20 protein-coding genes and 1 pseudogene are annotated in these 23,464 nt (G+C 64.8%); 15 read left to right on the top strand and 6 right to left on the bottom strand.

The annotated features are described in order from the left end of the window. The first annotated feature begins 404 nt into the window (after positions 1-404). From Q8Z05_RS02870 to Q8Z05_RS02830, 9 genes are all read left to right on the top strand, one after another. The gene (locus Q8Z05_RS02870) at positions 405-1,643 is read left to right on the top strand and encodes a hypothetical protein (RefSeq protein ID WP_305941997.1); all 1,239 of its coding nucleotides are present in this window, start codon (positions 405-407) and stop codon (positions 1,641-1,643) included. Further along, on the top strand, positions 1,640-3,475 hold the full coding sequence (locus Q8Z05_RS02865) for an AAA family ATPase (RefSeq protein WP_305941996.1): 1,836 nt from the start codon (positions 1,640-1,642) through the stop codon (positions 3,473-3,475). The genes Q8Z05_RS02870 and Q8Z05_RS02865 overlap by 4 nt, the downstream gene beginning before the upstream one ends. After that, complete coding sequence (locus Q8Z05_RS02860; RefSeq protein ID WP_305941995.1) at positions 3,468-4,121, top strand: 4Fe-4S single cluster domain-containing protein; 654 nt, start codon at positions 3,468-3,470, stop codon at positions 4,119-4,121. Before Q8Z05_RS02865 ends, Q8Z05_RS02860 begins: the two co-directional genes overlap by 8 nt. Next, positions 4,118-4,642, top strand: a complete 525-nt coding sequence (locus Q8Z05_RS02855) for an FHA domain-containing protein (RefSeq protein WP_305941994.1) — start codon at positions 4,118-4,120, stop codon at positions 4,640-4,642. Before Q8Z05_RS02860 ends, Q8Z05_RS02855 begins: the two co-directional genes overlap by 4 nt. Next, a complete protein-coding gene (locus Q8Z05_RS02850) occupies positions 4,639-7,011 on the top strand; it encodes a serine/threonine-protein kinase (RefSeq protein WP_305941993.1) in 2,373 nt (790 codons plus the stop codon). The genes Q8Z05_RS02855 and Q8Z05_RS02850 overlap by 4 nt, the downstream gene beginning before the upstream one ends. Next, positions 7,008-7,760 carry a PP2C family protein-serine/threonine phosphatase gene (locus Q8Z05_RS02845; RefSeq protein ID WP_305941992.1) on the top strand — a complete coding sequence of 251 codons (753 nt, stop codon included), beginning with the start codon at positions 7,008-7,010 and terminating at the stop codon, positions 7,758-7,760. The genes Q8Z05_RS02850 and Q8Z05_RS02845 overlap by 4 nt, the downstream gene beginning before the upstream one ends. Beyond that, a complete protein-coding gene (locus Q8Z05_RS02840) occupies positions 7,757-8,572 on the top strand; it encodes a hypothetical protein (protein ID WP_305941991.1) in 816 nt (271 codons plus the stop codon). Before Q8Z05_RS02845 ends, Q8Z05_RS02840 begins: the two co-directional genes overlap by 4 nt. A gap of 292 nt (positions 8,573-8,864) precedes the next feature. Next, positions 8,865-9,461, top strand: a complete 597-nt coding sequence (locus tag Q8Z05_RS02835; protein ID WP_305941990.1) for a hypothetical protein — start codon at positions 8,865-8,867, stop codon at positions 9,459-9,461. Between the two features lie 114 nt (positions 9,462-9,575). Next, on the top strand, positions 9,576-10,391 hold the full coding sequence (locus Q8Z05_RS02830) for an MBL fold metallo-hydrolase (protein ID WP_305941989.1): 816 nt from the start codon (positions 9,576-9,578) through the stop codon (positions 10,389-10,391). A gap of 160 nt (positions 10,392-10,551) precedes the next feature. Here Q8Z05_RS02830 and Q8Z05_RS02825 read toward each other — a convergent pair whose 3' ends face one another. Then, the gene (locus Q8Z05_RS02825; protein ID WP_305941988.1) at positions 10,552-10,974 is read right to left on the bottom strand and encodes a hypothetical protein; all 423 of its coding nucleotides are present in this window, start codon (positions 10,972-10,974) and stop codon (positions 10,552-10,554) included. 511 nt (positions 10,975-11,485) lie between these two features. Between Q8Z05_RS02825 and Q8Z05_RS02820 the strand changes: the two genes are divergently transcribed. From Q8Z05_RS02820 to Q8Z05_RS02810, 3 genes are all read left to right on the top strand, one after another. Continuing rightward, positions 11,486-14,212, top strand: coding sequence for a S8 family serine peptidase (locus tag Q8Z05_RS02820; RefSeq protein ID WP_305941987.1), 2,727 nt, complete (start codon positions 11,486-11,488; stop codon positions 14,210-14,212). A 177-nt stretch (positions 14,213-14,389) separates the two neighbouring features. Next, positions 14,390-16,906, top strand: coding sequence for a S8 family serine peptidase (locus tag Q8Z05_RS02815; RefSeq protein WP_305941986.1), 2,517 nt, complete (start codon positions 14,390-14,392; stop codon positions 16,904-16,906). A gap of 128 nt (positions 16,907-17,034) precedes the next feature. Continuing rightward, positions 17,035-17,604: a DUF6919 domain-containing protein gene (locus Q8Z05_RS02810; RefSeq protein ID WP_305941985.1), complete on the top strand. Its 570-nt coding sequence runs from the start codon at positions 17,035-17,037 to the stop codon at positions 17,602-17,604. A gap of 61 nt (positions 17,605-17,665) precedes the next feature. Here Q8Z05_RS02810 and Q8Z05_RS02805 read toward each other — a convergent pair whose 3' ends face one another. Continuing rightward, complete coding sequence (locus tag Q8Z05_RS02805) at positions 17,666-18,214, bottom strand: hypothetical protein (RefSeq protein WP_305941984.1); 549 nt, start codon at positions 18,212-18,214, stop codon at positions 17,666-17,668. A 388-nt stretch (positions 18,215-18,602) separates the two neighbouring features. On the opposite strand from Q8Z05_RS02805, the gene Q8Z05_RS02800 reads away from it, so the two are divergent. From Q8Z05_RS02800 to Q8Z05_RS02790, 3 genes and pseudogenes are all read left to right on the top strand, one after another. Then, complete coding sequence (locus tag Q8Z05_RS02800; protein WP_305941983.1) at positions 18,603-18,767, top strand: hypothetical protein; 165 nt, start codon at positions 18,603-18,605, stop codon at positions 18,765-18,767. Positions 18,768-18,951: 184 nt separating this feature from the next. Next, on the top strand, positions 18,952-19,089 hold the full coding sequence (locus Q8Z05_RS02795) for a hypothetical protein (protein WP_305941982.1): 138 nt from the start codon (positions 18,952-18,954) through the stop codon (positions 19,087-19,089). A 242-nt stretch (positions 19,090-19,331) separates the two neighbouring features. Then, positions 19,332-19,709 (top strand): annotated as a pseudogene (locus tag Q8Z05_RS02790) (response regulator transcription factor); the annotation flags it as partial. A 17-nt stretch (positions 19,710-19,726) separates the two neighbouring features. Here the strand turns inward: Q8Z05_RS02790 and Q8Z05_RS02785 are convergent. The 4 genes from Q8Z05_RS02785 to Q8Z05_RS02770 form a co-directional block, all read right to left on the bottom strand. Beyond that, complete coding sequence (locus Q8Z05_RS02785; protein ID WP_305941981.1) at positions 19,727-20,113, bottom strand: Hpt domain-containing protein; 387 nt, start codon at positions 20,111-20,113, stop codon at positions 19,727-19,729. Continuing rightward, a complete protein-coding gene (locus tag Q8Z05_RS02780; protein WP_305941980.1) occupies positions 20,097-21,578 on the bottom strand; it encodes a sensor domain-containing phosphodiesterase in 1,482 nt (493 codons plus the stop codon). Before Q8Z05_RS02780 ends, Q8Z05_RS02785 begins: the two co-directional genes overlap by 17 nt. Before the next feature lie 55 nt (positions 21,579-21,633). Further along, on the bottom strand, positions 21,634-22,716 hold the full coding sequence (locus tag Q8Z05_RS02775; protein ID WP_305941979.1) for a hypothetical protein: 1,083 nt from the start codon (positions 22,714-22,716) through the stop codon (positions 21,634-21,636). 124 nt (positions 22,717-22,840) lie between these two features. Continuing rightward, positions 22,841-23,365: a hypothetical protein gene (locus tag Q8Z05_RS02770; protein ID WP_305941978.1), complete on the bottom strand. Its 525-nt coding sequence runs from the start codon at positions 23,363-23,365 to the stop codon at positions 22,841-22,843. Between the last annotated feature and the right edge of the window lie 99 nt (positions 23,366-23,464).

Genomic DNA, 23,464 nt, shown 5'->3' with positions numbered 1-23,464 from the left:
CGCACTGCAAGCCGGAGCTGTTGCACTTGGAACAGGTCAGGGCAGTGCCAAGCAGCCCCCGGTTCCTCCCGCCGTTGCATGAGCTGCAGTCGTGGAGCGGTCGCTGACATTTCTTGCAGGTCATAGAGATCTCCCAATTTGATCCAGCGTGCCGGTTTGTAGCACAGGCAAGATTATTCGGGTCTGTGGTTCGTTTGGCAATGCATTTCCTGTGTCAATGTTTCGACTTTCGGTTCGCCTTTCTCCACGACACAAACGGAAATTTTCTACAAATGCCTATTCCGGGAAAGGTGTCTGTGATCAGATATGGCTACTTGCCGTCAGGGCGGCGGGGGCTACGACGAATCTGTGGTGACGCGGCGCCGCTGGGGGCAGGGCGTCTACTTGGCAATTGGGGGATACGGATGAGTGGACCTAAGGGCATTTCCTACGCTCTCCAGCAGGAAGTGCTTGAGCGTCTTCGCCGGCGTGAAGAATCACTTGCGGATCTTCGGGCGGCTGATTCCCGGCTTCAGGGCCTGATTACCAGATGCGACGACCTGGGCCATTCGCACATCGTTGCAGCAAGCCTGCGTGCCGGGACCCAGCAGCCAGGGGAAGAGACCCCCACCGACGTGGTCACGGCCCGGGCTGTCAGCGTTCGGAAGAGCGTGGAAGGTCTATCGAAGCAACTGGAAGACACCCTGGCCCTCGAACGCCGGCGTTCGCTGAGTGCCTCGCTGGGGGCACTGGCCGCCCAGCTGCCGTCTTCAGTCGGCGCTGAAGCCCAGGAAGTTACGGTGGCGAAGCCTGCAGAGGTCATTGCCGAACCTTCCCCTGGACACAACATCAACGCCGAGCGCGCCCGAGTTGAAGAAGTACTTGCTGACCTCAAAATGCCGGTCGGCGACCTGGCTGTCCTTGCAAATGCAGCGATCACTGCCAAACCCCTCCGCCATGAAGCCTTACTGGGGCAGCTTCGCAGCGATGTCCGTCGAGCCAATGATCTCTATGATCGGGCTGCGGCCGTTTCCCACAACAGCTTGGGACTGACCGCTCACCTTGAGGACGGAGAATTGCCGCCAAGCATCATTGCCGCTCAGAGCCTGGTAATGCGAATAGATGAGGCGGGCTACTCGCACTCACTCGCGGAGAGCGTTGCCGATGCAGAAAAAAACGTCGGCGACTGCCTGCAGCGCGTCGACCAGCTGAAATCGGTTAGAGATTCTGAGCGTGCCCGGGCCTTCGTTGAGGATGCCGTCAAGGAAAGCTTTGCTGCGCTCGGCTACGCCGTTACGGATCTGGACCCGACGGTCACCGGCGGGACGGTGCTCTCCGCGCCGTCCAGCAAACGTCACGGTGTTCAGATCGCGGTCGACGGCAGCGAAATAGCCGTGCGCTCCGTCCGGATCGCGGGACCCGGGGACGGGGCTTCTGACATGGCTGCCGATGTGGAACTGTGTGATTCCATTGCGGCCTTGACACCGCTTCTGGGTGATGCCGGCGTGACCCTGCGGCGCATTCGCAGCGTTCCGCCGGGAATCGTCCCCGCCCCGGTAGTGTCCGCGGGGAAGGCAACCGCTGGACGAGGGGCCGTCGAAACCGCGGGCTCGTCCCCGTCCGGACGCAAGAAATCCACGCGACGCCTCGGGAAAACCCTGTGAGCGAGTCACACGTCGACTCCGGCCCGACGGCAGCATGGCTTCGTGAAATCGACATGGTGCTGCCCTCCAACCCGCAGTACATCCTGACGGGGAACCTTCGCGATGTTCATCTGACGGACGGCCGTGGGCACCGGTCACCGTGGCCCACCACCACCCAGGCCGTCACGGCGGTCCTCCGCCGGGCCGGATACTCATGCGTCCTCGCCTTCGATTCAGTGGACGGCCTATCGGTGATGTACGAAGCGGCACCGGGCCTCGCGGCATCCGTAACCAACGACGTCGAACCCTGCCCATCGCCCATTGCGCAGCTCCCGCAGCTCCTGCGGAGGGTGGTTGGCGCCTTTCCCGGCTGCGCACTGATGGTGACGAACGCATCGCGTCTGACGACGGACGGTGAAGCAACCGACGGGCTTTTCCACGAAGTCATGTCCACGGCTGAAAAGCTGGCTGACACTGCTGTAGCGAAACTCCTCAACGGAAGTCATGCTGCCGCTGTGTATAACTCCGTCTTTTGGCTCGTTGACAAGGAGAATGATCTACCGCCGTGGTTCGCTGGGCTGGATGCAGTACGTGTGGTGTCCGTACCGCAACCGTCGCAGTCTCAGCGATACCAGGCCGCATCCCTGCTTGTCCGGTCGCTGGCCGGCGGCAGGGAGTCGACCGAGCCGGAACGGGAAGCCGCCGCCCGCCGGTTTGCGGCAGCCACCGCCGGCCTGAACATCAAGGCCCTGCAGGAGATCAACAGGCTGGCCATCGACCGGCGGATCCCGTTCGACCGGATCGACGACGCTGTGCGCACCTACCGTGTCGGGGTGCCCGATAACCCGTGGCAAGACGCCGAACTGCGGCAGAAAATCCGCGAAGGATCGGAGTACCTCGGAAAGCGCGTCCTGGGACAACCACACGCCGTCCGAAAATCGGTAGACATTCTCATCCGCTCGGCGATGGGCCTCACGGGGGCGCAGGGGGCCGGTGAAACAGCCAGGCCGCAAGGCGTCTTGTTCTTCGCGGGACCCACCGGCGTCGGAAAGACCGAACTTGCGAAGGCGCTCGCCGAACTCGTCTTCGGACGCCGCGACGCCTTCACCCGGTTCGATATGAGCGAATTTGCCTCCGAGCATGCCGAAAGCAGGCTGATCGGCGCCCCCGTGGGTTACACCGGCCACACCGCCGGCGGCGAACTTACCAACGCGATCAGGCAGCAACCCTTTCAGCTGGTCCTCTTTGATGAGATCGAGAAGGCCCACCCCAGGATTCTGGACAAGTTCCTGCAGATTTTGGAGGACGGGCGGCTGACGGACGGCAACGGGGTGACCGTGCATTTCACCGAAACACTGCTGGTGTTCACCTCCAACCTGGGAGTCTACGACTCCGACGAATCGGGCAGCCGCGTTCCGGTGGTGCACCGGGGTGCGCCTTATGACCAGGTGGAAGCTTCCATCAGGAAAGGCGTTGAAGAACACTTCACATCCGTCATCGGAAGACCCGAGCTCCTGAACCGACTGGGCGACAACATCGTGGTGTTCAACTTCATTTCGGATGAGACGGCAGACCAGTTGGTGCCGCTGTTCATGGAAAACGTCCAAGGGAGGGTCTTGGCCTCCACCGGCATCCGGATCACCTTCGCCGACGCTGTGGTGGAGCATTTGCAGTGCCATGCCCGGAACAGATTGGACTACGGGGGCCGCGGGGTCTCGTCGGTTGTGGAGAGCCTGCTCGTGAATCCCTTGGCACGGGCGCTGTTTGACGCACCGGATGGAACATCTGACACAGAAGTCACGTGCATAGAACCCACGGACGACGGATGGGAAGTGAGGCTCAAGCATGCCTGAAATATCCCGACTCCATTTCCCGGTGACATCGCTGGGATACGGCCGCCGGGCGGGGATCTGGTTCCAAGGCTGCACCGTGCGCTGCCCGGGTTGCATGTCCCGCGACACCTGGCCCTCGCTGCCGGAGAGCCGGATGGCCGTCAAGGAAATACTCCAGTGGCTGGGAGACCTCCGTGGCCACGTCGACGGAGTGACGATTTCCGGTGGCGAGCCGAGCGAGCAGCCCGAGGCCCTGCGTGAGCTTGTGGAGAAACTACGGCTGTGGGAAGAAGCCCTGGAAAACCCGCTGGACATCCTGCTCTATTCGGGGCGCCCGCTGGAAGAAGTAGTGGCCGAACTTCCGTGGATACCTGCCTTGGTGGACGTGCTCATCAGCGACCCCTTCGAGCAGGAGGCGCCAACGGATCTGGGGCTCAGGGGTTCATCCAATCAGCGCGTCAATGTCTTCAGCGCGCTGGGAGCGGAGCGCTACTCCGAGGACGATCTGGCGACCGTCTACATGGCTCAACGCCGTGAAATCGGGGTGCAGGTTGACGGTAGCTCCGTTTGGATGACGGGGATCCCCCTGGAGGGAGATCTTAAGGCTCTGGACGCAGCATTGAGACAAAAAGGTGTGACCATGGGGCGAAAATCGTGGTTTTCATGACAGATGGTTCTGTGGATGACCTCGTCTGCCCGGTCTGCCGGGAGCTTTGGCCGCCGGACTATTGGCAGTGCCCCAACGACGCAGCGAATTTAGTCCACCCGGATAGTGAGTCGAACATCGAGGGAGGACCCGGCGCCGTAGCGGCCAGCCCCCAGCCGCTGCAACCCTCTGCAAACGCCTGGCAGTTGAGTGTCCAGGGCGGAGGAACGCTCCTCGTCCCTGCCGGTGAGACAGTGGTTCTGGGCCGTTCCGCGGATCTGGCCTCGAGCCCATTGTTTGCCCCTTTTGACGCGGTTTCCAGGTTCCACTGCACGGTGTCCGCCCTCGCGGACCGGCTTCAGGTGTGCGACGCGGATTCCACGAACGGGACCTTCGTCAACAATGAGCGCCTCGCCCCGAACGCGCTGCACGATGTGGGCCCGGATGATGTCCTGCGACTCGGGTCGAAGGTCGTCATTTCCGTTCTTCTGATAGCCGACGACGACGCCCGTCGGCAGCCAGCAAAGGAAGGCAGCACATGACGCTCAACACCCATCCAGGCGACGACCAGCCGGCGATCTCCGGGCAGAGGGGCGCGGCGACGAGAGTGGAGACGCCCGCCGCTCCCCGAGCGGGCGGCGGCGTCACCGCCGTCGAGCCCCAGGCGGTTCAGCACCCGCCCGGCGAAGCTCGTACGCGCGTTGAAAACGGCGTTCCGCCTGGTCCGGAAAGGCCGCAGACCTACTTTCCCTTCGTACTGCCGCCGCAACTGGCTCCAAGATACCGACTCGTACGGCGGATCGGGGTCGGCGGCGAGGCGGTTGTCTGGGAATGCTCGGCACTTGACGGCGGGGAGCCGAAGGCGCTCAAAGTCTTCTCCCGCACTCCCACCTACGCAGTAGCCCTCGATGACCCGGAGTATGCCCGCCATTTTGATCCCGAGCACGTGGTGCGCGTGGACGAGCGCGGCAACGAAGGCGACGTCCATTTCGAACTGATGGAGTTCTGCAGGGGAGGGAGCCTGCAGGATCTGCTCGAGACGCGCGGGTCCGGGCTTCCCGTGGACCAGGTGGTTGCGATCACCTCCCAGCTCGTGGAGGCGCTGGACCGGATGCACCCCTACGTCCACGCTGACCTCAAGCCGTCCAACGTCCTGATCCGGTCGGAGGAGCCGCTGGACGTTGTCCTGTCGGACTTCGGGGTCACGGTGGCCCTGGAAGGCCGGTCCCGGGTAACGAACGTTGGACAGAAAGGAACCGCGGCTTACCTCGGACCGGGCGACTCGGACCAGATTACGGCGCAAACAGACTGGTGGAGCCTGGGGATGACGCTCCTGGATCTGATTCGCGGCAGCAATGTGTTTCAACTAGAAGACGGCAGGTGGATGTCCGACTCGGCGATTCGGTCCGAGCTGGCGCGACGCAGTGTTCCTCTCGAGGACGTTGAGGATGCCCGACTCCGGCTACTTCTGCGCGGGTTGCTGACCAGGGATCCGAAGGGGAGATGGGGAGCCGCTGAAGCCCGGGCCTGGCTCGACGGAAAGACGCCGGACATCGCAGAGGACGTCTCCCTGGCGGCTCCACCTGCGGCAACGATTGTCCCTTTGCGGCCGTGCCCGGTCTCCCTTGGGCAAACGGTGTTCCGGGATGCACAAGCGTTCGCGGCTGCCCTCCGCACCGAGTGGCGCGAGGCAGCGACCCGGATTGGGGCGGGCGCTGAGATGACCGCCGTCCTGGAGTGGGCCGTCGAGGCTACGGGCAGGAGCAATGTTGCGCCGATTGCCGACGCGTCCAGGAGGGGCAGGGCAAAACTTGCTGTCGCACTCCTTGCGGCCCACCTTGATCCCTCCGGACCGACGGTCTTCGGCGGGTTCGACGTCGGATCCGCGGCTGGCCTGACGGGGCTCGCACTGGATGAGTCCCCCGAGGCCGCGTCGGTGGTGAAGGACCTCTTGGCTGGCAGGGTAGTCTCCCGCCTGGCTTGCGGACCGCAACAGGACGCGCTGATCCTGCTTCAGGAGCGCTGGGTTCAATTGCATTCGGATGTGCTTGGTTTGTTTCCGCAGAGCTTGACTATTTCGGAGCAGGAGCGGGAGTACCTTCGACGGTTCTCACTATTGGCCGTACTGTCAGCCGACCAGACCGGACCGCTGGAAACCGAGGCAATAGCGGCGGCCGAGACCGGGGGACTTGAACTCGAATGGTTCACGAAAGTCTGGGACGACATGTCGATTCCGGCAGTGAACCGCTTCGTGTTTGCCCTGAGCTTCGCGCCGCGCGCAAGAGACGAAGCGACCGCCGCGCGGGCAGCTAATCTCCGCTCCGTGCGTGAACAGCAGGCGCAGGACAGAGCCCGCCGGAACGCTGCGCTTTCCGCGTACAACACGGCGCAGCAGGGGTTCGTGGCAAGGCGCCAAGCCATCACCCGAAAGGAACTCCGGGCCATCCCCATGATGCTGGGACTATGCATCCCCTTCTGGATCGCCTACCTCGTGGGAGCCTCAATCCTTGAACTCACGGGCCATTCCAACGTGCAGGCGGCCCAGTCAGTTGGCAGTGACTTTTTCTCCACCGGATCAGGATCTGTCCCCGTCGGATTCTTTCTGCAACCCGTTGTGGCACTCCTGGCCGCCGTGGCAATTTGCGTGGCAGCCAGGGCGGCCTTCGGCAAGCCTACGTGGGCAAAGTTCCTCACCGTCATCGGCTTTGTCACTGGCGTATTTTTCTGGTTTGGGCTCGACTCGGCTTTCGTCCCGGGGTTCGAGGTCTTCTTGGACATCGGCGACTGGCTCGCCTTTCCTCTCTGGGTTGCTGGCGGGCACGCAGCCGCATGCCTCCTTAGCGGCGAGAAATACCGCGTGGACGCCGAAGCAAGGCGAATGTCCGTGCCTGACGAGGTTGTCCGCCCGTGAAAATCATCATCTCCTTAGCAACGCATGTGGGGCTGGTCCGCAGCGGCAATGAAGATGCAATAGGTCTTCTCGGCTGGGCCCTGCAGGGCCACCGGCCAAACCCCTTGACGCTGTCAATGCCGCTCGGCAGGACGCATCTTGGACTCGTCGTTTGCGACGGCCTCGGAGGCCACAGCGGAGGGGCGACGGCGAGCCGGCTGGCTGCCGAGTTCCTTTCAGCGCACGACGGCGGCCCCGCCGACGGCCCGGAGGAAAGGCGCGGCCTTATCTGGCGGGTACGTGAAGCCGGCCGCCGACTCGATAGGGCTGCTGAAGCATCTCCGGATCTGCAGGGGATGGGCACAACTGCTGTTGGGATTGAGTTCTCGCCGGAGGGAACTGCGGCCGCTTACAACGTTGGTGATTCGCGGGCATACCGCGTGACCGAAGGCATGCTTGGCCGCCTCACTACTGACGATCGTCGCTCCGAACAAGGCAGCATCCTGACCCAGGCACTCGGGGGAGGGTCGGACCCGGATCCGCACGTCTTCGAAATAGTTCCGCAACTCGGCGACAGATACGTCCTGTGTACGGACGGGCTCACCGACCTCGTGCCCGAAGAAGCCATCGCTGGAATAGTAGCCGCGCTTTCGACGTCCGAGGACCGATTCAACACGGAGCAAGCTGCCGGGAAGCTCATCCACTTGGCTCTCGACGCCGGCGGGAATGACAACGTGACGGTGGCTGTGGCGGAGGTCGTGGCAGGGTGAATGAGATAGCCGCTGCTGTCATCGTGGTCCTCGCGATGTCCGCAATCTACACGTTCATCCTGCGTGGCACCAGAAACGAAAAAGGCCCGTCCCGGTGGATTCTCGGGAAGGTTGCCGGCGAACGCAAAGGTCCGGAATTTATTACCGGTCTCTTGGCAACGTTCTGCCTGGCCACGCTGCCACTCGGCACGGGGACATCCGAATCGATGATGGCGGGCGGACTGATGGCCGTCCTGGCAGCCGTGTGCGCGATCATGCCCAAGACGGTGCGGATACCCGTCCATTTCCTCTATTCGGCTCTGGGTATCATTGGGGCTTTCGGTGCAGCGTCCAAGTACCTCTCGCCTCCGGACGGTGATCCGGGCGAGCTGTGGAAGCGGTGGGCGTTGCTCGCCCTTGTCTGGACGTTCGCCGTTTTCGGCGCCATTGTGGGGTTCCTCGCCGGACGAATTGAGTGGAAGCTTGGGCTGCTCCTGTACGCGTGGGCCGAGATTCTTATCCACATCGCGGGACCACTGGAAGCCTCTCAGCTGGACAACGGCTGGATGTTCCTTCTCAGTCTCGGCGGCGCCATGCTCTTCGGAGCGATGTCGTCGCTCAACGAACAACTTGTTGAGTTTACCGCTGCCGCGGTAATGACCCTCGGCGCTCTTACGATCCTGGGTCTTTCCTCCGACGTTCCGGGCGTAGGGGGCTTCATGCAGGCAACCGGTCCTTCGCTCGCGCTGATCGTGACTTTCCTTGGGGTATTCGGGGCTCTCCGTGCAGTTCTTGGCCGCTGGTCGAAGGCAATTCCGTCCGAAAGCAGGTAATCACGTGAGTTCCGATCCCGATGTTTTGACCGCACGGCCCCAGAGGCCTCCGTCCGCCTCACTTGCTTTCTGGCGTCGAGCAGCGGCTTTTGTGGCGGTTGCAGGGACGGTTGGTGCGTTGTGTGTCGCCTTCGGCTTTCCGCCGAATTCACACGGTGCCAGGCCGCACAGCTCATCTTCAGCCTCAGGCCCGAACAGCGCCGCGCCGGTGGCAGGCGGCCAGCCTGCTGGCGGCGGGAGTCAGTCCAACGCGGACAAAGCATATTGTCGAGGCCAGGGGCAACTCGTTCAGGTGGCGGCCACCGTGACGTTCCGGGGTGCGATCTGCAGCGTAAACGGGGCGCTGGTTTACTACGGTCTCAACAAACAGTCCGGAGGAACGATCGAACTTGCGGCGTCGGGAACTGCGTCGGGCTATATAGCCCGTAACGCCCCAAATACCAGCTATGAGATGACCAGTTCGGAGTATTCAGTCACAGACGATGCCGGGAACCGCACCGCCGAGGCCGTCATCTACTGGTGGCCGGCAGGGGATCCGGCTCTGGACCGGCCGGGGGATCTTGGGCTCAGCCAGCCCATGACGTACCCGGATTGCGATGGCAGCGGAATCGTCGTTCTGGGCACGAGCTACAACCCGGACAGATACGAAGCCGAAGTTGCGGCGCTGCTTCAACAGTTTCCCGGGTCGTCGTACCTGCGGACCGACTTGTCGTGCGGATCATTCGCCGGGCCGTCGGCTGCAAACAGCGGGGGGAAGTACATTTATGCCGTCTACAGGCCCGCGGGCAGCGACCCCGCGACGGTTTGTGCAGCTATCACCGCGGCGGGCGCCTACGGAAAGTGGCTTTCGAACGATGTGAACCAAGCTGGCAGGTTCGTAGAGTGCTGAACAACCTGGCCACTTTGCTCCAGCCGCCGCGGGCATTTCCTCAGGCTTCCACCAGCTCAGCGTGGGTAGAATCGAGGCCTAGGATCGCCGGAACGCATGAATACGGAGAACATAATGTCGCGATGGATGGAGGTCGGCCAGGGTAACCACCTGCTGACCACCGAAGGCTCGAAGCTCAACACCGGACTCATAATCGGCGCAGAACGCGCCATGGTGATCGACACCGGCTGCGGTCCCCGGCAGGGCCGGGAAATCCTGGCCGCCGTCCGCGAAAAGACCCAGCTGCCGCTGGTGGTGGTCAACACCCACGCCCACTACGACCACTTCTTCGGCAACGCCGTCTTCGCGGACGAGGGCGTCACCGAGTTCTACGCCCACGAAAACTGCGCCCGCGAGATTGAGGAGAACGGAGACCGGCAGCGCCGCATGGTCGCCGCCCTGGAACCGGAAATGGCAGCCGGCGAAGGTGCCGACGCCGAACTGGTGGTTCCCAACGCAATCGTGAAGGACCAGCCCGTCTTGGTGGATCTCGGTGGGCAGACCGTCACTCTTTTTTATCTGGGCCGCGGTCACACCGACGGGGACCTTCTCGTGGGCACCTCCACCACGCTGTATGCCGGCGACCTCGTTGAACAGGGCGCTCACCCGTCCTTCGAAGACGCCTTTCCCGAGGAATGGGCAGACGGCCTGCGGCACATTTCCGCGCTTCGCCACCGCTACGAATTCCTCATCCCCGGCCACGGCCAACCCTGCAGCGACCAGTTCGTGAAGACCATGGCCAACACGATGTCCACGGCGGTCCGCCAGGCCATCCAGTCCATCCGCGACACTCCCAGCGATGCCACCAAAGCCATCCCGGTGCTGCCGTACGGACCGGAGCAGTCCCGATGGTTCATCAAACGCCTGCAGGAGACCCGCGCGCACCACTAGTGGCAGGGGTGGAGTGCTTCGCCAAGACGAAATGGCACGTCCACAGCGATTGCCGTGGCCAAGATCCGGCCTAAACATACGAGGGTGGCGGGCGTAAACCGCACCCCGAATGGATGGCCACGAATGTCCACCATTTCAGGGTGCGGTTACTAGTCTGGCTCTACTTAAGTAGTTGGATCTCTTCGTTTATCACTTCATTGACGTTGTAGTAGCAGCAGACGTTTCCATTGGCTATGCCCGTGATGGTGGCAACTCCTTGCTTGAATATTGTGGAGGAGCCGGCGAATATGTACGGACGTGTGACAGGCACGCCGTCGCCCGCGCACTGGAAGGAGTCATAGAAGCTAGTTGAGTTGACCGTCTTCCCGGTGCGTTGCCTCAACTCCATGCTGATGTTTATGTTTTCGTCGAAGAATGAACATGTGACCGTGTAGGTTCCGGAAACAGCGGTTCCCTTACCTGAAATCTGGCCGTCGCTCACGGACACAACCGAAGCGGAAGCCAATGCTGGGGCGGCGGTTGCGATCCCACCTAGACCTAACAACATGGCGAAAAAAATTGCAGAAATAGCCTTAGTTCTCATTGCATTAACCTGCCTGACTCGAGGGCATCGCGTTTCACGGACGCGTGCCCATGGCATGTGATCAATATGCGGTTAGCCATACGAATATGCGCCATTCGCGCGTCGTTAAGCCGACCTACCGGCCCCCAGCACAGGACGCGGTCAGTCCTCAACTACCTGGACTGTCTCGTTTGGCCTCCCATCGCGTCATCCGCGCGTGGACACCTAGCATGAGGATAGACCTTTGCCGTATTAGAGACCAGAGCAGGCGATGTCATTGGCAGCTTCCAGAGAATCAACCTGGCAGCACGAACGTCGCCGCCATAAGGAGTATTTTGTACCGTGTCTGACGGGCAGGCCTGAAGGCCCTAGCAATTACTAAAGTCGTTGTTACACTCAAGCTTGACGCGGATTCCGCGGTCTATATTTCCCGCGGTCCGGCTCCTTGGGGGGGTCGACGCCTGGCCCCAAGGATTTTGCGATGCTGCACCTTCTGCGCACCCGTTTATCGTCCCGTCTTCTGATACCCGGAGTGGTAGCACTGCTGTGCGGCTCGGCCCTGCCGCTCCCGGCTGTGGCCGACGATGCACCGGTGCCTCCCGCCGCTCCCTCCGCGGGCAGGCCGGCCAGCCCCTCGGCCACGGACCAGTTCATTGTGAAGTTCAAGGAGCCGGCAGCTGCCGGCCCCGCCCTGCGCACGGAGTCCTACGGCAAGCTGGCCCGCAGCCTGGGCGTTGCCGTGAGCGACGTCCGCGCCACGGCCACCGGCGCCCGCGTCCTGCGCTCTGAGCGCCCGCTCGATGCCGTCGAGTCAGACAAGGCACTGGCGGCACTTAGGGCGGATCCCGCCGTCGAATACGCTGAACCGGACGTGCGGATGTACGCAGCAGCCACCCCCAACGACCCCTACTACCCGCAGCAGTGGGCCCTCCACACCGGCTCCGGCGCGATGAACATCGGCGATGCGTGGGACGCCACCAAGGGAGCCGGCGCGGTGGTGGCCGTGATCGACACCGGGATCACCACCCACTCGGACCTGACCGCCAACGTGCTCCCCGGCTACGACATGATGTCCGATCCCACCTACACCCGGGACGCCAACGGCCGCGACCCCAGCCCGCGCGACCCGGGCGACTGGACCTCGGCCGGCATGTGCGGGGAGGGCTGGCCGGCAACCCCTTCCTCCTGGCACGGCACCCAGGTGGCCGGCATCATCGCCGCCGTTTCCAACAACGGCACCGGCACCACCGGCGTGGCACCCCAGGCGAAGATCCTGCCGGTCCGCGCCCTGGGCCCATGCGGCGGCTACTCCTCAGACATCACCGACGGCGTCGTCTGGGCCGCCGGCGGAAGCATCACGGGACTGCCCGCAAATCCCACCCCAGCCCGCGTGATCAACCTGAGCCTGGGTGCCACCGCTCCCTGCTCGCCGACCTTCCAGGCCGCCGTCAACTTCGCCGTTGCCCGCGGAGCCGCCGTGGTGGCCGCCGCCGGCAACGAGGACATGCCGGCCTCCTCCTCCAGCCCCTCCAACTGCCAGAACGTGATCTCCGTGGCCGCCGTTGCCCGCAGCGGCCTCCTGGCGCCGTACTCCAACTACGGGCCCGCCGTGGACATCGCCGCACCTGGCGGAGACCTGGCGGCATCCTCCTATGACGGAATAGTGGTGCCCTTCAACACGGGCACCCAGACGCCCGGCACCGAAGCCTACGCCGTCTCCGAAGGCACCTCCATGGCCGCCCCGCACGCGTCCGGGCTCGCCGCCCTCCTGATGGCCCGGCTGGGCGACCTGGCCACCCCCGCCAACGTGGAAACCAGGCTCAAGACCACCGCCACAAAGTACGCCTGGGCCTGCGTCACCAAAACGTGCGGCAGCGGCGTCCTCAACGCAGCCGCGGCACTCGACTTCGAAACTGACGCCGAAATAACGGGAAGCACGCCCACCATCGGCGGCCAGGCCGCCGTCGGGAATTACCTCTCCGCCGCGGCCGGCACCTGGACGCCCAGCGATGTCACCCACACCTATCAGTGGAACCGCAACGGCACCGCCATCCCGGGAGCGCAGGCAGCGGGCTACCAGGTCCAGGCGGCCGACGTCGGGGGCACGCTGACCGTCACGGTGACCGGCAGCCGGTTCTTCGGCAACACCGTGACCCTCACCTCCGCACCCACCGCGCCGGTGGTGCCCGTCCCGGTGACGGCGCCGTACGACCCCGTCATCTCCGGGCAGGCCATCACCGGCGGCGTCCTGACCGCGAACCCGGGCGTGTGGCAGCCGGCGCCGGTGGCACTGGCCTACCAGTGGTACCTGGCCGGCACGCCCATCCCCGGCGCCACGGCTGCCACCTACACGGTCACCGCGGAGGACAAGGGCAAGGCCCTCTCCGTCCGCGTGACGGGCACCAGGGACGCCTACCTTCCGGCCGAGCGCATCAGCGCCCAGACCGCGGCCGTAGCCACCGGGGCCGTCCCGGCCGCCGTCCAGTTCACCGACAACCTGGGCACCCCGAACGACACCTACACGGTGCCCTTCGCCACGGGCGTGGAATACCTGGTGGCCGGAAAGGTGGTGGCGGCGGGAACCTACCCGGGCGCCGGGTTCGTCCGCGTGGATGCGCGGGCCCTGGCCGGCTTTACCCTGGTGGCAGGAAACGCGGCCACCTGGAGCCACACCTTCAGCACCGCCGTCTTCCGCGACATCACGGACGGCACCGCGTTCGCCCCGGAGATCAACTGGCTGGCCACGGCCGGGATCACCCAGGGCTGGGCCGAGCCGGACGGCACCCGGACCTTCCGTTCGGCCGAGCCGGTGAACCGCGACCAGATGGCCGCGTTCCTGTACCGGCTGGCCGGCAACCCGGACTTTGTTCCGCCTGCGGTGAGCCCCTTCGCGGACATTCCCACCAGCCACGGCTTCTACCGGGAGATCTCCTGGCTGGCCTGGAAGGGCATCAGCACGGGCTGGAAGGAAGCAGACGGGTCACGGACGTTCCGGCCGGGGACCACGGTGAACCGCGACCAGATGGCGGCCTTCATCTACCGCCACGCCGGGTCGCCCGACTACGTGCCGGAAGCGCAGTCCAAGTTTGCGGACATTTCCACCGACCACGGCTTCTACAAGGAAATTTCGTGGCTGGCCTGGAAGGGGATCAGCAATGGCTGGGCGGAAGCGAACGGCACGCGCACGTTCCGGCCGGGCGCGTCCATCCTCCGGGACCAGATGGCCGCGTTCATGTACCGCTACGCGATGCAGCGTTAGCCTCCGGCCTTGCTTCGTTCCTAGGGAAGCGGGGGAGCGGCGCCTCGGCTTCTTTACGGATGATGACCAAGTAGCCCTATGAGCAGGGAGTGACGCGTTGCTAGAATTGATACTGACGCGGACACTCTCTCCGGTCCCGCGCCCTGTGGGGGCAAAGCACCAACCATAGGATCCGAAATGTTTGAGGCGCTGAGAAGTTTTGCCGCGCTGAGGACGCACGCGTCCTCGCGCCTGGTCCTTGCCGGGGTGATCGCCATCGCGGGCATGTCGCCTTTCGCGGCGCCCGCCGCGGCCGACGACGGGCGGCCGCTTCCCGTTGCGCCGCAGGCGGCACCGCGCACCGCGCCGGACCTGCCCACGGACCAGCTCATCGTGGGGTTCAAGGAGAAGGCCGGTCCGGCCCAGCGGAACGCATCGTACGGCCGGCTGGCCAAGGACCTCGGCATGAGCGTGCAGGACGTCCGCGGCACAGCCGGCGGCGCCCGCGTGGTGCGGGCAGACCGCAACCTCACGCCTGCCGAAGCCGACCGGGCACTGGAAACCCTGCGGGCCGACCCGGACGTGGACTTCGCCGAGCCCGATACCCGGATGTTCCCGATGGCGGACCCGGACGATCCGTTCTACCCCCTGCAGTGGGACATGTGGGAGGAACCGGGAGGCATCCGCCTTCCCGCCGCCTGGCCGGTCAGCAAAGGTGCCGGCATCGTCGTCGCCGTGGTGGATACCGGCATCACCAGCCACAGCGACCTCAACGCCAACGTGCTGCCGGGCTACGACATGATCTCCAAGGCGTCCGCCGCCCGTGACTCCGACGGGCGGGACGCGAACCCGCGTGACGAGGGCGACTGGACGTCCGACGGACTCTGCGGCGCCGGAACCACGGGCGACCCGTCGTCCTGGCACGGCACCCACGTGGCCGGCACCGTGGCCGCCGTCGCGAACAACGGCAGGGGAGTGGCCGGCGTCGCCCCGGACGCGAAGATCCTGCCCGTCCGCGCCCTGGGCGCCTGCGGGGGCTACACCACGGACATTGCCGACTCCATCATCTGGGCCGCCGGCGGAAACGTGGCCGGGGCGCCCGCCAACACCAACCGTGCCAAGGTGATCAACCTGAGCCTGGGCGGCATCACCCCCTGCTCCGCCACGTACCAGAACGCCATCGACTACGCCTACAAAGCAGGCGCAGCCGTGGTGGTTGCCGCCGGCAACGCGAACCGGCCGGCGGCCGACTCCAGCCCCGCGAACTGCCGGAACGTGATCACCGTTGCCGCCAGCACCCGCAGCGGCAGCCGGGCTCCTTACTCCAACTACGGCGACGCCGTGGACCTCACCGCCCCCGGCGGCGACTTCTCCCAGACCGCACAGGACGGGATTGCCTCCACCCTCAACAGCGGCACCTACGGACCCGCCGGCGAGAACTACGTGTACTCGCAGGGAACCTCCATGGCGGCCCCGCACGTGGCCGGCGCCGCCGCGCTGGTGATGTCCGCCTCCGGCCGGACCGCGTCCCCGGCCACCGTGGAACAGCGGCTCAAGGACACCGCGCGGGCACTGCCCGGAACGTGCCCGGGCGGATGCGGCGCCGGCCTGCTGGATGCGGGCAAAGCACTGGGCGTTTCGACCTCCACGGTGGTCACGCCGTCGGCCGTCCTGTTTACGGACCGGGACGGCACGGCAAACGACAGTTACACGGTCCCGGTGTCCGAAGGCGTGGACTACCTGGTGGGCGGCACCGTGGTCAAAGCCGGCACCTATCCGGGCTCCGGCACCGTCACGGTGACGGCCCGGGCGAAACCCGGCTACGTCCTCGCCGCCGGCGCCACGGCCCAGTGGACCCTGGCCTTCAAGGGCGCCCTGGAACCCGCAGTGCCCACCATCTCCGGGGCACCCGCGGTGGGCAGCACCCTGACCGCGGTCCCAGGCACCTGGACACCGGCCCCGGACTCGCTGGCCTACCAGTGGTACCGTTCCGGAACCGCCATCGCCGGGGCCACCTCGGCCGGCTACCGGCTGACCGATGCCGACCTCGAAACCACCATCAGCGTGCGGGTCACTGGCACCGCGTCCGGCTACGGAACCGCGACCGCCGAATCCGCCGGCATCTCCGTGGTGCCGGGCCCGGTGTTCGCCGACGTAGGGCCGGAGACCGTCTTCTTCAGCGAGATCAACTGGATGGCCGCCGCCGGAATCAGCAGAGGCTGGGCCGAAGCGGACGGCACCCGGACCTACCGCCCCGCCCAGCCCGTCAACCGCGACCAGATGGCGGCGTTCCTCTACCGGCTGGCGGGCAGCCCGGACTTCGTCCCGCCGGCCGAATCGCCGTTCACCGACGTCTCCACGCAGCACGCCTTCTACAAGGAGATCGCCTGGCTCTCCGCGGCCGGCATCAGCCGCGGATGGACCGAGGCCGACGGCGGCAGGACGTTCCGGCCCGCCGAACCCGTTCTCCGCGACCAGATGGCGGCGTTCCTGTACCGGCATGCGGGATCGCCCGACTTTGTGCCGCTGGCGCAGCCGCCCTTTGCGGACGTCGCCCCGGGCCACCCGTTCTACCGGGAGATTTCCTGGGTGTGGAAGACCGGCATCTCCAGGGGCTGGAGCGAAGGGGACGGCACCCAGACCTTCCGGCCGTCGGTGTCCATCCTGCGTGACCAGATGGCCGCCTTCATGTACCGCTACGCCACCAGGTCCTGACGACGGCATCGTGATGCCGGCATTCCAGGGCCTGCGCACCGCCTTGTTACGGAAGTGACAGAGCATAAACAGTGTGAGCAGTGATACATTCTGCTAGTTACCAATGGGGGATCAAAAGGAGACTCTGCATGTTTGAAGGTGTCCCCGACGAGGATGCGTGGCGCAACTGCACCACGCTCGAAGGCGCTTGTGAACTGACCGCGCGCTGGCTGGAGGGCTCGCTCAGCTACGTGCCCGGCTATGCCACGCCACAGTACGCCGGAGAGAACGGCCCCCTGAGCCAGGCCCTGGCCGCCATCAACCGGCTCGGCTTCCTCACGGACGACTCCCAGCCCGGGAAGGACGTGTCCGGCGGTCACGGGCAGCGGGCCTTCGTGACCGGCCGCTGCACCGAGCAGTCCGCAGCCGTCATCTCGGCGGTGCTGGTGGAAACGGACCTGGTGGTGATGGTGTTCCCTCCGGGCGAATCGGGCAGCGGACAGATCTGCGTGACCCTGGAAGGGGCCAGGGAGTTCACCTGGCTGGGCAGCTCCGGCGGACCCTCCTACGCCCACGAGACCTACACGGACTGGACCAACGACATCCTGGCCAAAGCACTGGCCGAGTGCTGGGAGCTACAGATCTTCGACCCCGTCTGGGGCAGGAACAGCAAGCTGGTTCCCCTGCTGCAGAAGGCACTGATCACCGCGAAGGGCTGAGGCCCCTCGCGGTGATCCGGTACTAGTGATCCGGTACTAGCGTTCCGCTGCCTGCGCCCTTCTACTTCGGACAGCTGTGGGCGGGGTTGTATGCCGCGAACATCCCGTCCGGGTTGTCCTTCCACACCCAGGCGTGCCGGGCCCAGGAACCCGGGAACGGGCCCTTCTCGAACTCGAGTCCTGCGATTTCGGGGGCCTCCGCTGCCGTGGACAGGAACTCCACTGCCACCAGCTTCATGCGCCCGTGATCGTTGGGCATGTAGACGAGGACCTCGGGCTTGCGGGCCTGGGTCTTGTCGTCCAGCAGGTCCTTCTTCAGGTAGTGGAAGCCCATGGCCCCGCTGCCGTCCGCCTTTTCGACGCATTCGCTGGCTTTCTCGTAGCCGTCATCGATCGCGTTCTGCAGCCGGTGGTAATCGGCAGTGACGCTCCGCAGGGTCCGTACCAGCTTGCGCTGCTCGGAACTCTTGCGCCAGTCGTCACTCTTGTCCGAGTCGCCGCCGCGCCCGTGGCCATCATCATGGGCGACGGCGGTGCCGGGTGCCAGCCCCACGGCCAGTACGGCCGCGGCGACCATGGACATCAGTCCTGTTGTGGTGCGATTCCTCATTTTCTTCTTCCAACCCTCTGAGACCCGAGATTTTCTGTGTTCGGAAAGGGACGCGAAGCGCGGAAGCGGGATGCCCCGCCTTCGCCAGGATGCCGGCCGGCCCGGTGGGCACTGCCGGTGAAATGGGCCGTCCGGTTGGAAAACATCCATCGATTGGGGCGGCGTTAAAAGTATGCTCCTCCGCGCGAAACCGGCGCTAGATGCTCGGAAAAATGTTTCAGTCTCGGCGGAATTCGGGATAAATCCGTTCCTGAAATGCCGGCTAACGGTATTTTGTGAATCCGTGACAAACAAGTACTGCAATTCGCCCTAACCGAGTGGTTAAACCCGACAAAGACGAGTACAGACCACTCTGTCTAGAAGAGTTGCCGGCCTTTAGCGTAAGTGCATGATGAGAGCCATTAAGGAAGCGTTCCGCCGCTTTGTGGCGAGGAACATCGTCGCTGATGATCCGTACCCCGCCCGATCCTGGCTGGACCAGCAGAACATGCCCCCGGAGCCGCGCATCACCTTTGCCCCGGGGTTGCACGACCCCAGCGGATTCCAGCCCTAGCCGCCGCTAGTTGACAAGACTTGTCGAGGGGTTTACGGAATTGGACAAACTTGACCTCGCCCCACTAGGGTAGTGACCGATCCGACTATGGGGGATCCTCACGCTCGTTGCCGGCTGTTAGTGGGATGACGTCCCACATGGCGTGCCAGCCTCGATCACACCGGCGCATCTTGGAGGTATTCTCATGTCCCTGACCGATTATGCCGTGGCGCTCTGTGCCCTGATGGGAACCCTGGTCATTCCGTTTACCGCTTTGTACGTTGCGCTCCGCCTTAAGCGCGGCTCCGCAGCGAAGCCCGTTCCTGTGAAGGTGCGCCCGTAATGCCCTATGTAGATATCAACCCGCACCGCTCCGGCCCCAAATGGCGCGGCTACGTGCTGCTCGGCGTACTCCTCGTGGTGACCGCGGGCGTCGTGGCTGTGGCGCTGTTCCGGGGATAGCCCGAACCAGGGCACCTCCGGAGGGGTAGGCAAACGGACCCGTTCCTTGTAGCTTGGAAACTGTGGCATGTACGCCGCGGTGGTGCTGGGCCAGCGCGGACTGCCCACTTGAGTGAGGGTGCCATGAGCGATCCAAGCGTGGCTGTAGTCATAGAAGACGACGACGACGTGCGCAACCTTTTGGAGGCCTTGTTTCTCCAGGGCGGATTTGCAGTCCATACAGCCTCGGACGGCCGCGAGGGAGTGGAAGCCGTCAGGGATAAACAACCCATGGTGGTGATTTTGGATATCGGGCTTCCGGACATTGACGGGCTCGAGGTTCTGCGGCGCATCCGACAGTTCAGCACCGCCTACGTTGTGGTCCTCACGGGCAGGACTGAGGAAGCTGACCAGCTGGCAGCCCTGCAAGGCGGAGCCGACGACTTCATCACCAAACCATTCCGGCCACAGGAACTGCGGGCTCGGATATCGGCCATGTTGCGCCGGGCAAGGCCGGAGATCGCTGCAGGCTTTGGCGGCTAACCGGCGCTCATGAGGTAGGTGCTCTGCAGTTCCTCCACGGTTGCAGAGCCCTGGTATTTGACGGCCCCCAAAAGCGTCAGTCCGGCCGAGAAGTCCCCGGCGCGTATGAGTGCCTCAAGTGCCTCTGCGAGCCAGGTGATGCGCGTTCCGCCGGCCATGGCAGACGAGACTTTCAGGCTGATTACCGCGTCAAGGGCTTGATCACGGTCCGCACGCTTCACCGCGGCCGCTATCTTTTGGTGCCGCTGGATCCACAGACTGGCGTAATCCCGGGCAAAAGCGAAGACGATTTCCGGGCCGCCCAGCTGTTCCTCCAGATCGCGAAGGACGGTGGGATCCAGCAAGGGCAGGTCCCCGCCCACGGTGCTACCTCCGAGTGTCATGAATGCGGCCTCCGTCCAGGGACCTCGTGGAGGTTTTTGGGCGATTTTGATGTGCGGAGCTGCCGACAGCGTTATCCTCCGGCAGCCATGATGCCCAGTCCGCTGGCTGGATAGAGGGCCTGCCGAGCAGGTAGCCCTGAGCGGCAAACATTCCGAGACGAGTGACGGCCGCGAGTTCGTCGGTCGTTTCGATGCCTTCGGCCACGATCGTGGCATTGATCTGTTTCGCGAATTCCACCATTGCTGCGCCGAGGGCGTGTTGTCCGGCGTGGTCCGAGATTCCGGCGATGAGGCTGCGGTCCAGTTTGATGATGTCCGGCCGGAGACGAAGGATATGGCGCATGGAGGCGAACCCCGAGCCGGCATCGTCCACGGCGATGCGGACGCCGCGGCGCCGCAAGGGTTCCAGCGCCGCGGCAAGCGGGCCGTAGTCCTCGACTTGGAGACGTTCAGTCAGTTCCAGGACAATACGGTCCGAAGGTACGGGCGAGTCACCTAATAGCCCGGGCAGCCGGGGGTCCAAGCAGGTCTCCGGGGAGATATTCAGGGAAACATAGAGGTTCAAGGGCAGCTGTTCGGCAGCCTTGAGGCCAGTCTCCAGGGCCGCGAACTCCAACTCCGTCGCACACCCCACCGCGAGGGCCTCCTGGAACCAGGAGTCGGCGCTGGCGCCGTCGTCGTCCACGAACCGTGAGAGCGCCTCAACGCCGATAACACGCCCGGCGGAAATATCATGAATCGGCTGGAATGCGGTCAGCAGCCGCTGCTGGCTGATAATGTCCCGGATGCGCGTTCTGCTGGCGTTCGTGGCAGCTTCCTTCGCGGTACTGGGTGCCAGGCGCCGGCTGGTCCCTTCGGACCCGGCACGTGTGCCGTCTGCAGAGCGGCGGACCCTTCCGGACGCTTCAACCCAAACCGGGCTGCCGTCGCGATGCCGGCAGCGGACGATCAGGCCCTCCCAGGCGGACCCGTCTGTACCGTGCACTGCCGCGATGGACTGCTGGGCCCGGGCCAGATCCTCCAGGTCCATCACCAGCTCGCATGGTTGGCCGAGCAGTTCACCCGGCGTGTAGCCAAGGAGCGTCAGGCTGGCACGGCTGGAGAACGTGAAGTTTGTCTGTTCGTCCACTGCCCAGAGCCATTCCTGGCTAGTGGACAGGACGGTGTCAATGAGGTGCACTGCTCCCCGGCCCAGCATCATGTCCCGGCGGGTGGCGCGGACATAGTGGAAGGTTCCACATAAGGTGGCGGCGACCACTGCCAGGGCAAGGCTTCCGGCCGCAACCTGAAGCTCCGGATGATGGAACAGCGCTGTGGGGACCAGGATCAGACCCGCCGCGGCGGCCAGCGCGAAGGCCACCAAGGCAGCGAACAGGCAGACAAACGTGCGTTGTCCTGATGGGTTTTGGTGGAGGTTGCCCGGCAGAGCGCGCCCGGTGACCGCGGAGAACTTCAGGTATTCCACGCCCGCGTCCTCGCGGCCAGCCTTCGGAAGTCGGGAGGACAGGCCCCGGACACCCCTATCGGGTGACATTGGCGTTCTGACGCTGGCTGCGGCGAGTGCCGGGGGCCGGGGTGTCCAGGCGTCGGCGCTTGCGCCTCGCAAGGAAGAGGAAGATACCAAGGGCGAGGAGGACAAGGATGGTGCCCGCTATGGCGATGAGGGGCAGCCACTCATCGCCGTCCCCCTGAACGGGCGTAACAGCTTCTCCGGGGCCGGCATCCGGGAACGTGACCGGCGCGGATGCCTGGCGTTCCAGCAGGCCGCTCTTGAGCCGAACCTGGGCAGTCCAGGGGCCGTTGGGGACCTCCCCGGGCAGCGTGAAGGTGACATTCTGGGAGTTACCGGGCGCGATGGTGGTGGCCTGCTGGACGGCAAACGGCCCGGCGGAGAGCCCTCCCGGCCCGGCTGTGAGGCTGAGTTCGCCCGAGACGTCCAGAGCCCGGCCGCCGGTGTTGGTCACCAGGGCGCTGAGCTGCGGGTTGCCCTCGGCACCACGGGCAGGGGTCAGGGCCGAGATAGTAAAGTCGGCCGGTTTGCCGTTGCCGGGACCGACGGAGAGGTAGACACGGATGCCTGCCCTGTTCGCCTGCACGACGCCACCCTTACCGCCCGCGCTCCGGACTTCGGCCCAGATTGCACCGTACTGCTCCCCTTCTGCGGCGTCAGAGGGAACCTTGATCGTAACCAGGACCTCGGCCGATGCCCCTGCCGCAAGCTCGACCTGCGGTTGGGCGACTGTTGTCCAAGTGCTGAGATCGTTCTTGACGCCGGCGTCTTCGCCGATGAAAGATCCGCCGTCGATGTGCGCTGCGCCGGAGTAGAGACGCACGGACTGTGCGGCGCGGGTGTTGTTCTCCACTTGGATGCGGCGGCTGATCTCGCTGCCGGGTGCGAGCCGGTCAATGATGTAGGTCCGCGCACGGGGATCATCCTTAGTGCTCGCCGGGATATCGAGCAGCCGGATACCAACTCCTCCGGGTGCGGGCGTCGGGGCAGGCGTGGCGGTCAACGGCGTGGCTACAGGCAGACCTGCCACGGGCGCTGCAGTGGCGGCGCCGGCTTGGGAGAGTGCGAGGAGGATCATCGCAAACACAGTCATCAGGAAGCGCAAAACGGGACCTCGGGTTCGTAGGGAAGTATGACTGCCGGGAACCGGGGCCGTTCCGGGGTGCCCCCCGCATGGCAGGCACCCCGGAACCCGGTTCATTTTGTGGGTGTCCGGTTTAGAGGACCGAGTGGGTCAGCGTCGCCGTGTAGACGTCGGCCAACGCGTTCGGCGGCGCGATTACGCTGAGGCTGGCATCCCACGTGGCGGTGTTGTTGCCAACTACCCCGGTTGCTGACTGGACCGGCTTAGCCACAGTCAGATCCGACTGCGTGCTCGGAGCAACGGTGGAGGTCCCGCTTTCAACTGCGACAGCAGGGGTGTAGGTGGCGGCGGTCGCCGGGATGATGTTGGTGGGGGTCGCTCCGACGAAATCGGTCAGGGCGACTGAAGCGGCCCAGTTACCGGTGCCGGCGCGGGTATCGATGACCTCAATACCGGTCAGTGTTGCAGCAGCACTTCCGCCGGGAGTCAGAGCGCTGAGGCTCGCGCCGAGCGGAGCAGAGATGGCCAGGGAGCCGGCCTCGATCTGGACGGTTGCAGACGTTGCAGTCGTGTCGGCGGCGGAGGCCGGAAGGGCGAGGGAGCCGGCCAGGGTGGCGGAGGCGGCGATGGCGAGGGATACACGGGTGATGTGTCGCATGGGTTGAGACCTTTGCTTCGGTGAGGATGTTTCGTGGATTTTCCCGGGCAAGGACCATTCGCCTGCTTCTAGACGATGCTGCGGGATCCCCAGCAGGTT

The organism is Arthrobacter oryzae (genome assembly GCF_030718995.1).
Classification (GTDB): Bacteria; Actinomycetota; Actinomycetes; order Actinomycetales; family Micrococcaceae; genus Arthrobacter; species Arthrobacter oryzae_C.
The sequence above is the reverse complement of the archived record's forward strand: the minus strand, read 5'-3'. Positions and strand labels throughout refer to the sequence as shown.

Excerpts from the sequence above, each read along its gene's own strand:
- Q8Z05_RS02870 (WP_305941997.1), top strand. The coding sequence starts at position 405 with ATGAGTGGACCTAAGGGCATTTCCTACGCTCTCCAGCAGGAAGTGCTT.
- Q8Z05_RS02860 (WP_305941995.1), top strand. The coding sequence starts at position 3,468 with ATGCCTGAAATATCCCGACTCCATTTCCCGGTGACATCGCTGGGATAC.
- Q8Z05_RS02855 (WP_305941994.1), top strand. The coding sequence starts at position 4,118 with ATGACAGATGGTTCTGTGGATGACCTCGTCTGCCCGGTCTGCCGGGAG.
- Q8Z05_RS02850 (WP_305941993.1), top strand. The coding sequence starts at position 4,639 with ATGACGCTCAACACCCATCCAGGCGACGACCAGCCGGCGATCTCCGGG.
- Q8Z05_RS02830 (WP_305941989.1), top strand. The coding sequence starts at position 9,576 with ATGTCGCGATGGATGGAGGTCGGCCAGGGTAACCACCTGCTGACCACC.
- Q8Z05_RS02825 (WP_305941988.1), bottom strand. The coding sequence starts at position 10,974 with ATGAGAACTAAGGCTATTTCTGCAATTTTTTTCGCCATGTTGTTAGGT.
- Q8Z05_RS02815 (WP_305941986.1), top strand. The coding sequence starts at position 14,390 with ATGTTTGAGGCGCTGAGAAGTTTTGCCGCGCTGAGGACGCACGCGTCC.
- Q8Z05_RS02810 (WP_305941985.1), top strand. The coding sequence starts at position 17,035 with ATGTTTGAAGGTGTCCCCGACGAGGATGCGTGGCGCAACTGCACCACG.
- Q8Z05_RS02805 (WP_305941984.1), bottom strand. The coding sequence starts at position 18,214 with ATGAGGAATCGCACCACAACAGGACTGATGTCCATGGTCGCCGCGGCC.
- Q8Z05_RS02800 (WP_305941983.1), top strand. The coding sequence starts at position 18,603 with ATGATGAGAGCCATTAAGGAAGCGTTCCGCCGCTTTGTGGCGAGGAAC.
- Q8Z05_RS02795 (WP_305941982.1), top strand. The coding sequence starts at position 18,952 with ATGTCCCTGACCGATTATGCCGTGGCGCTCTGTGCCCTGATGGGAACC.
- Q8Z05_RS02785 (WP_305941981.1), bottom strand. The coding sequence starts at position 20,113 with ATGACACTCGGAGGTAGCACCGTGGGCGGGGACCTGCCCTTGCTGGAT.
- Q8Z05_RS02775 (WP_305941979.1), bottom strand. The coding sequence starts at position 22,716 with ATGACTGTGTTTGCGATGATCCTCCTCGCACTCTCCCAAGCCGGCGCC.
- Q8Z05_RS02770 (WP_305941978.1), bottom strand. The coding sequence starts at position 23,365 with ATGCGACACATCACCCGTGTATCCCTCGCCATCGCCGCCTCCGCCACC.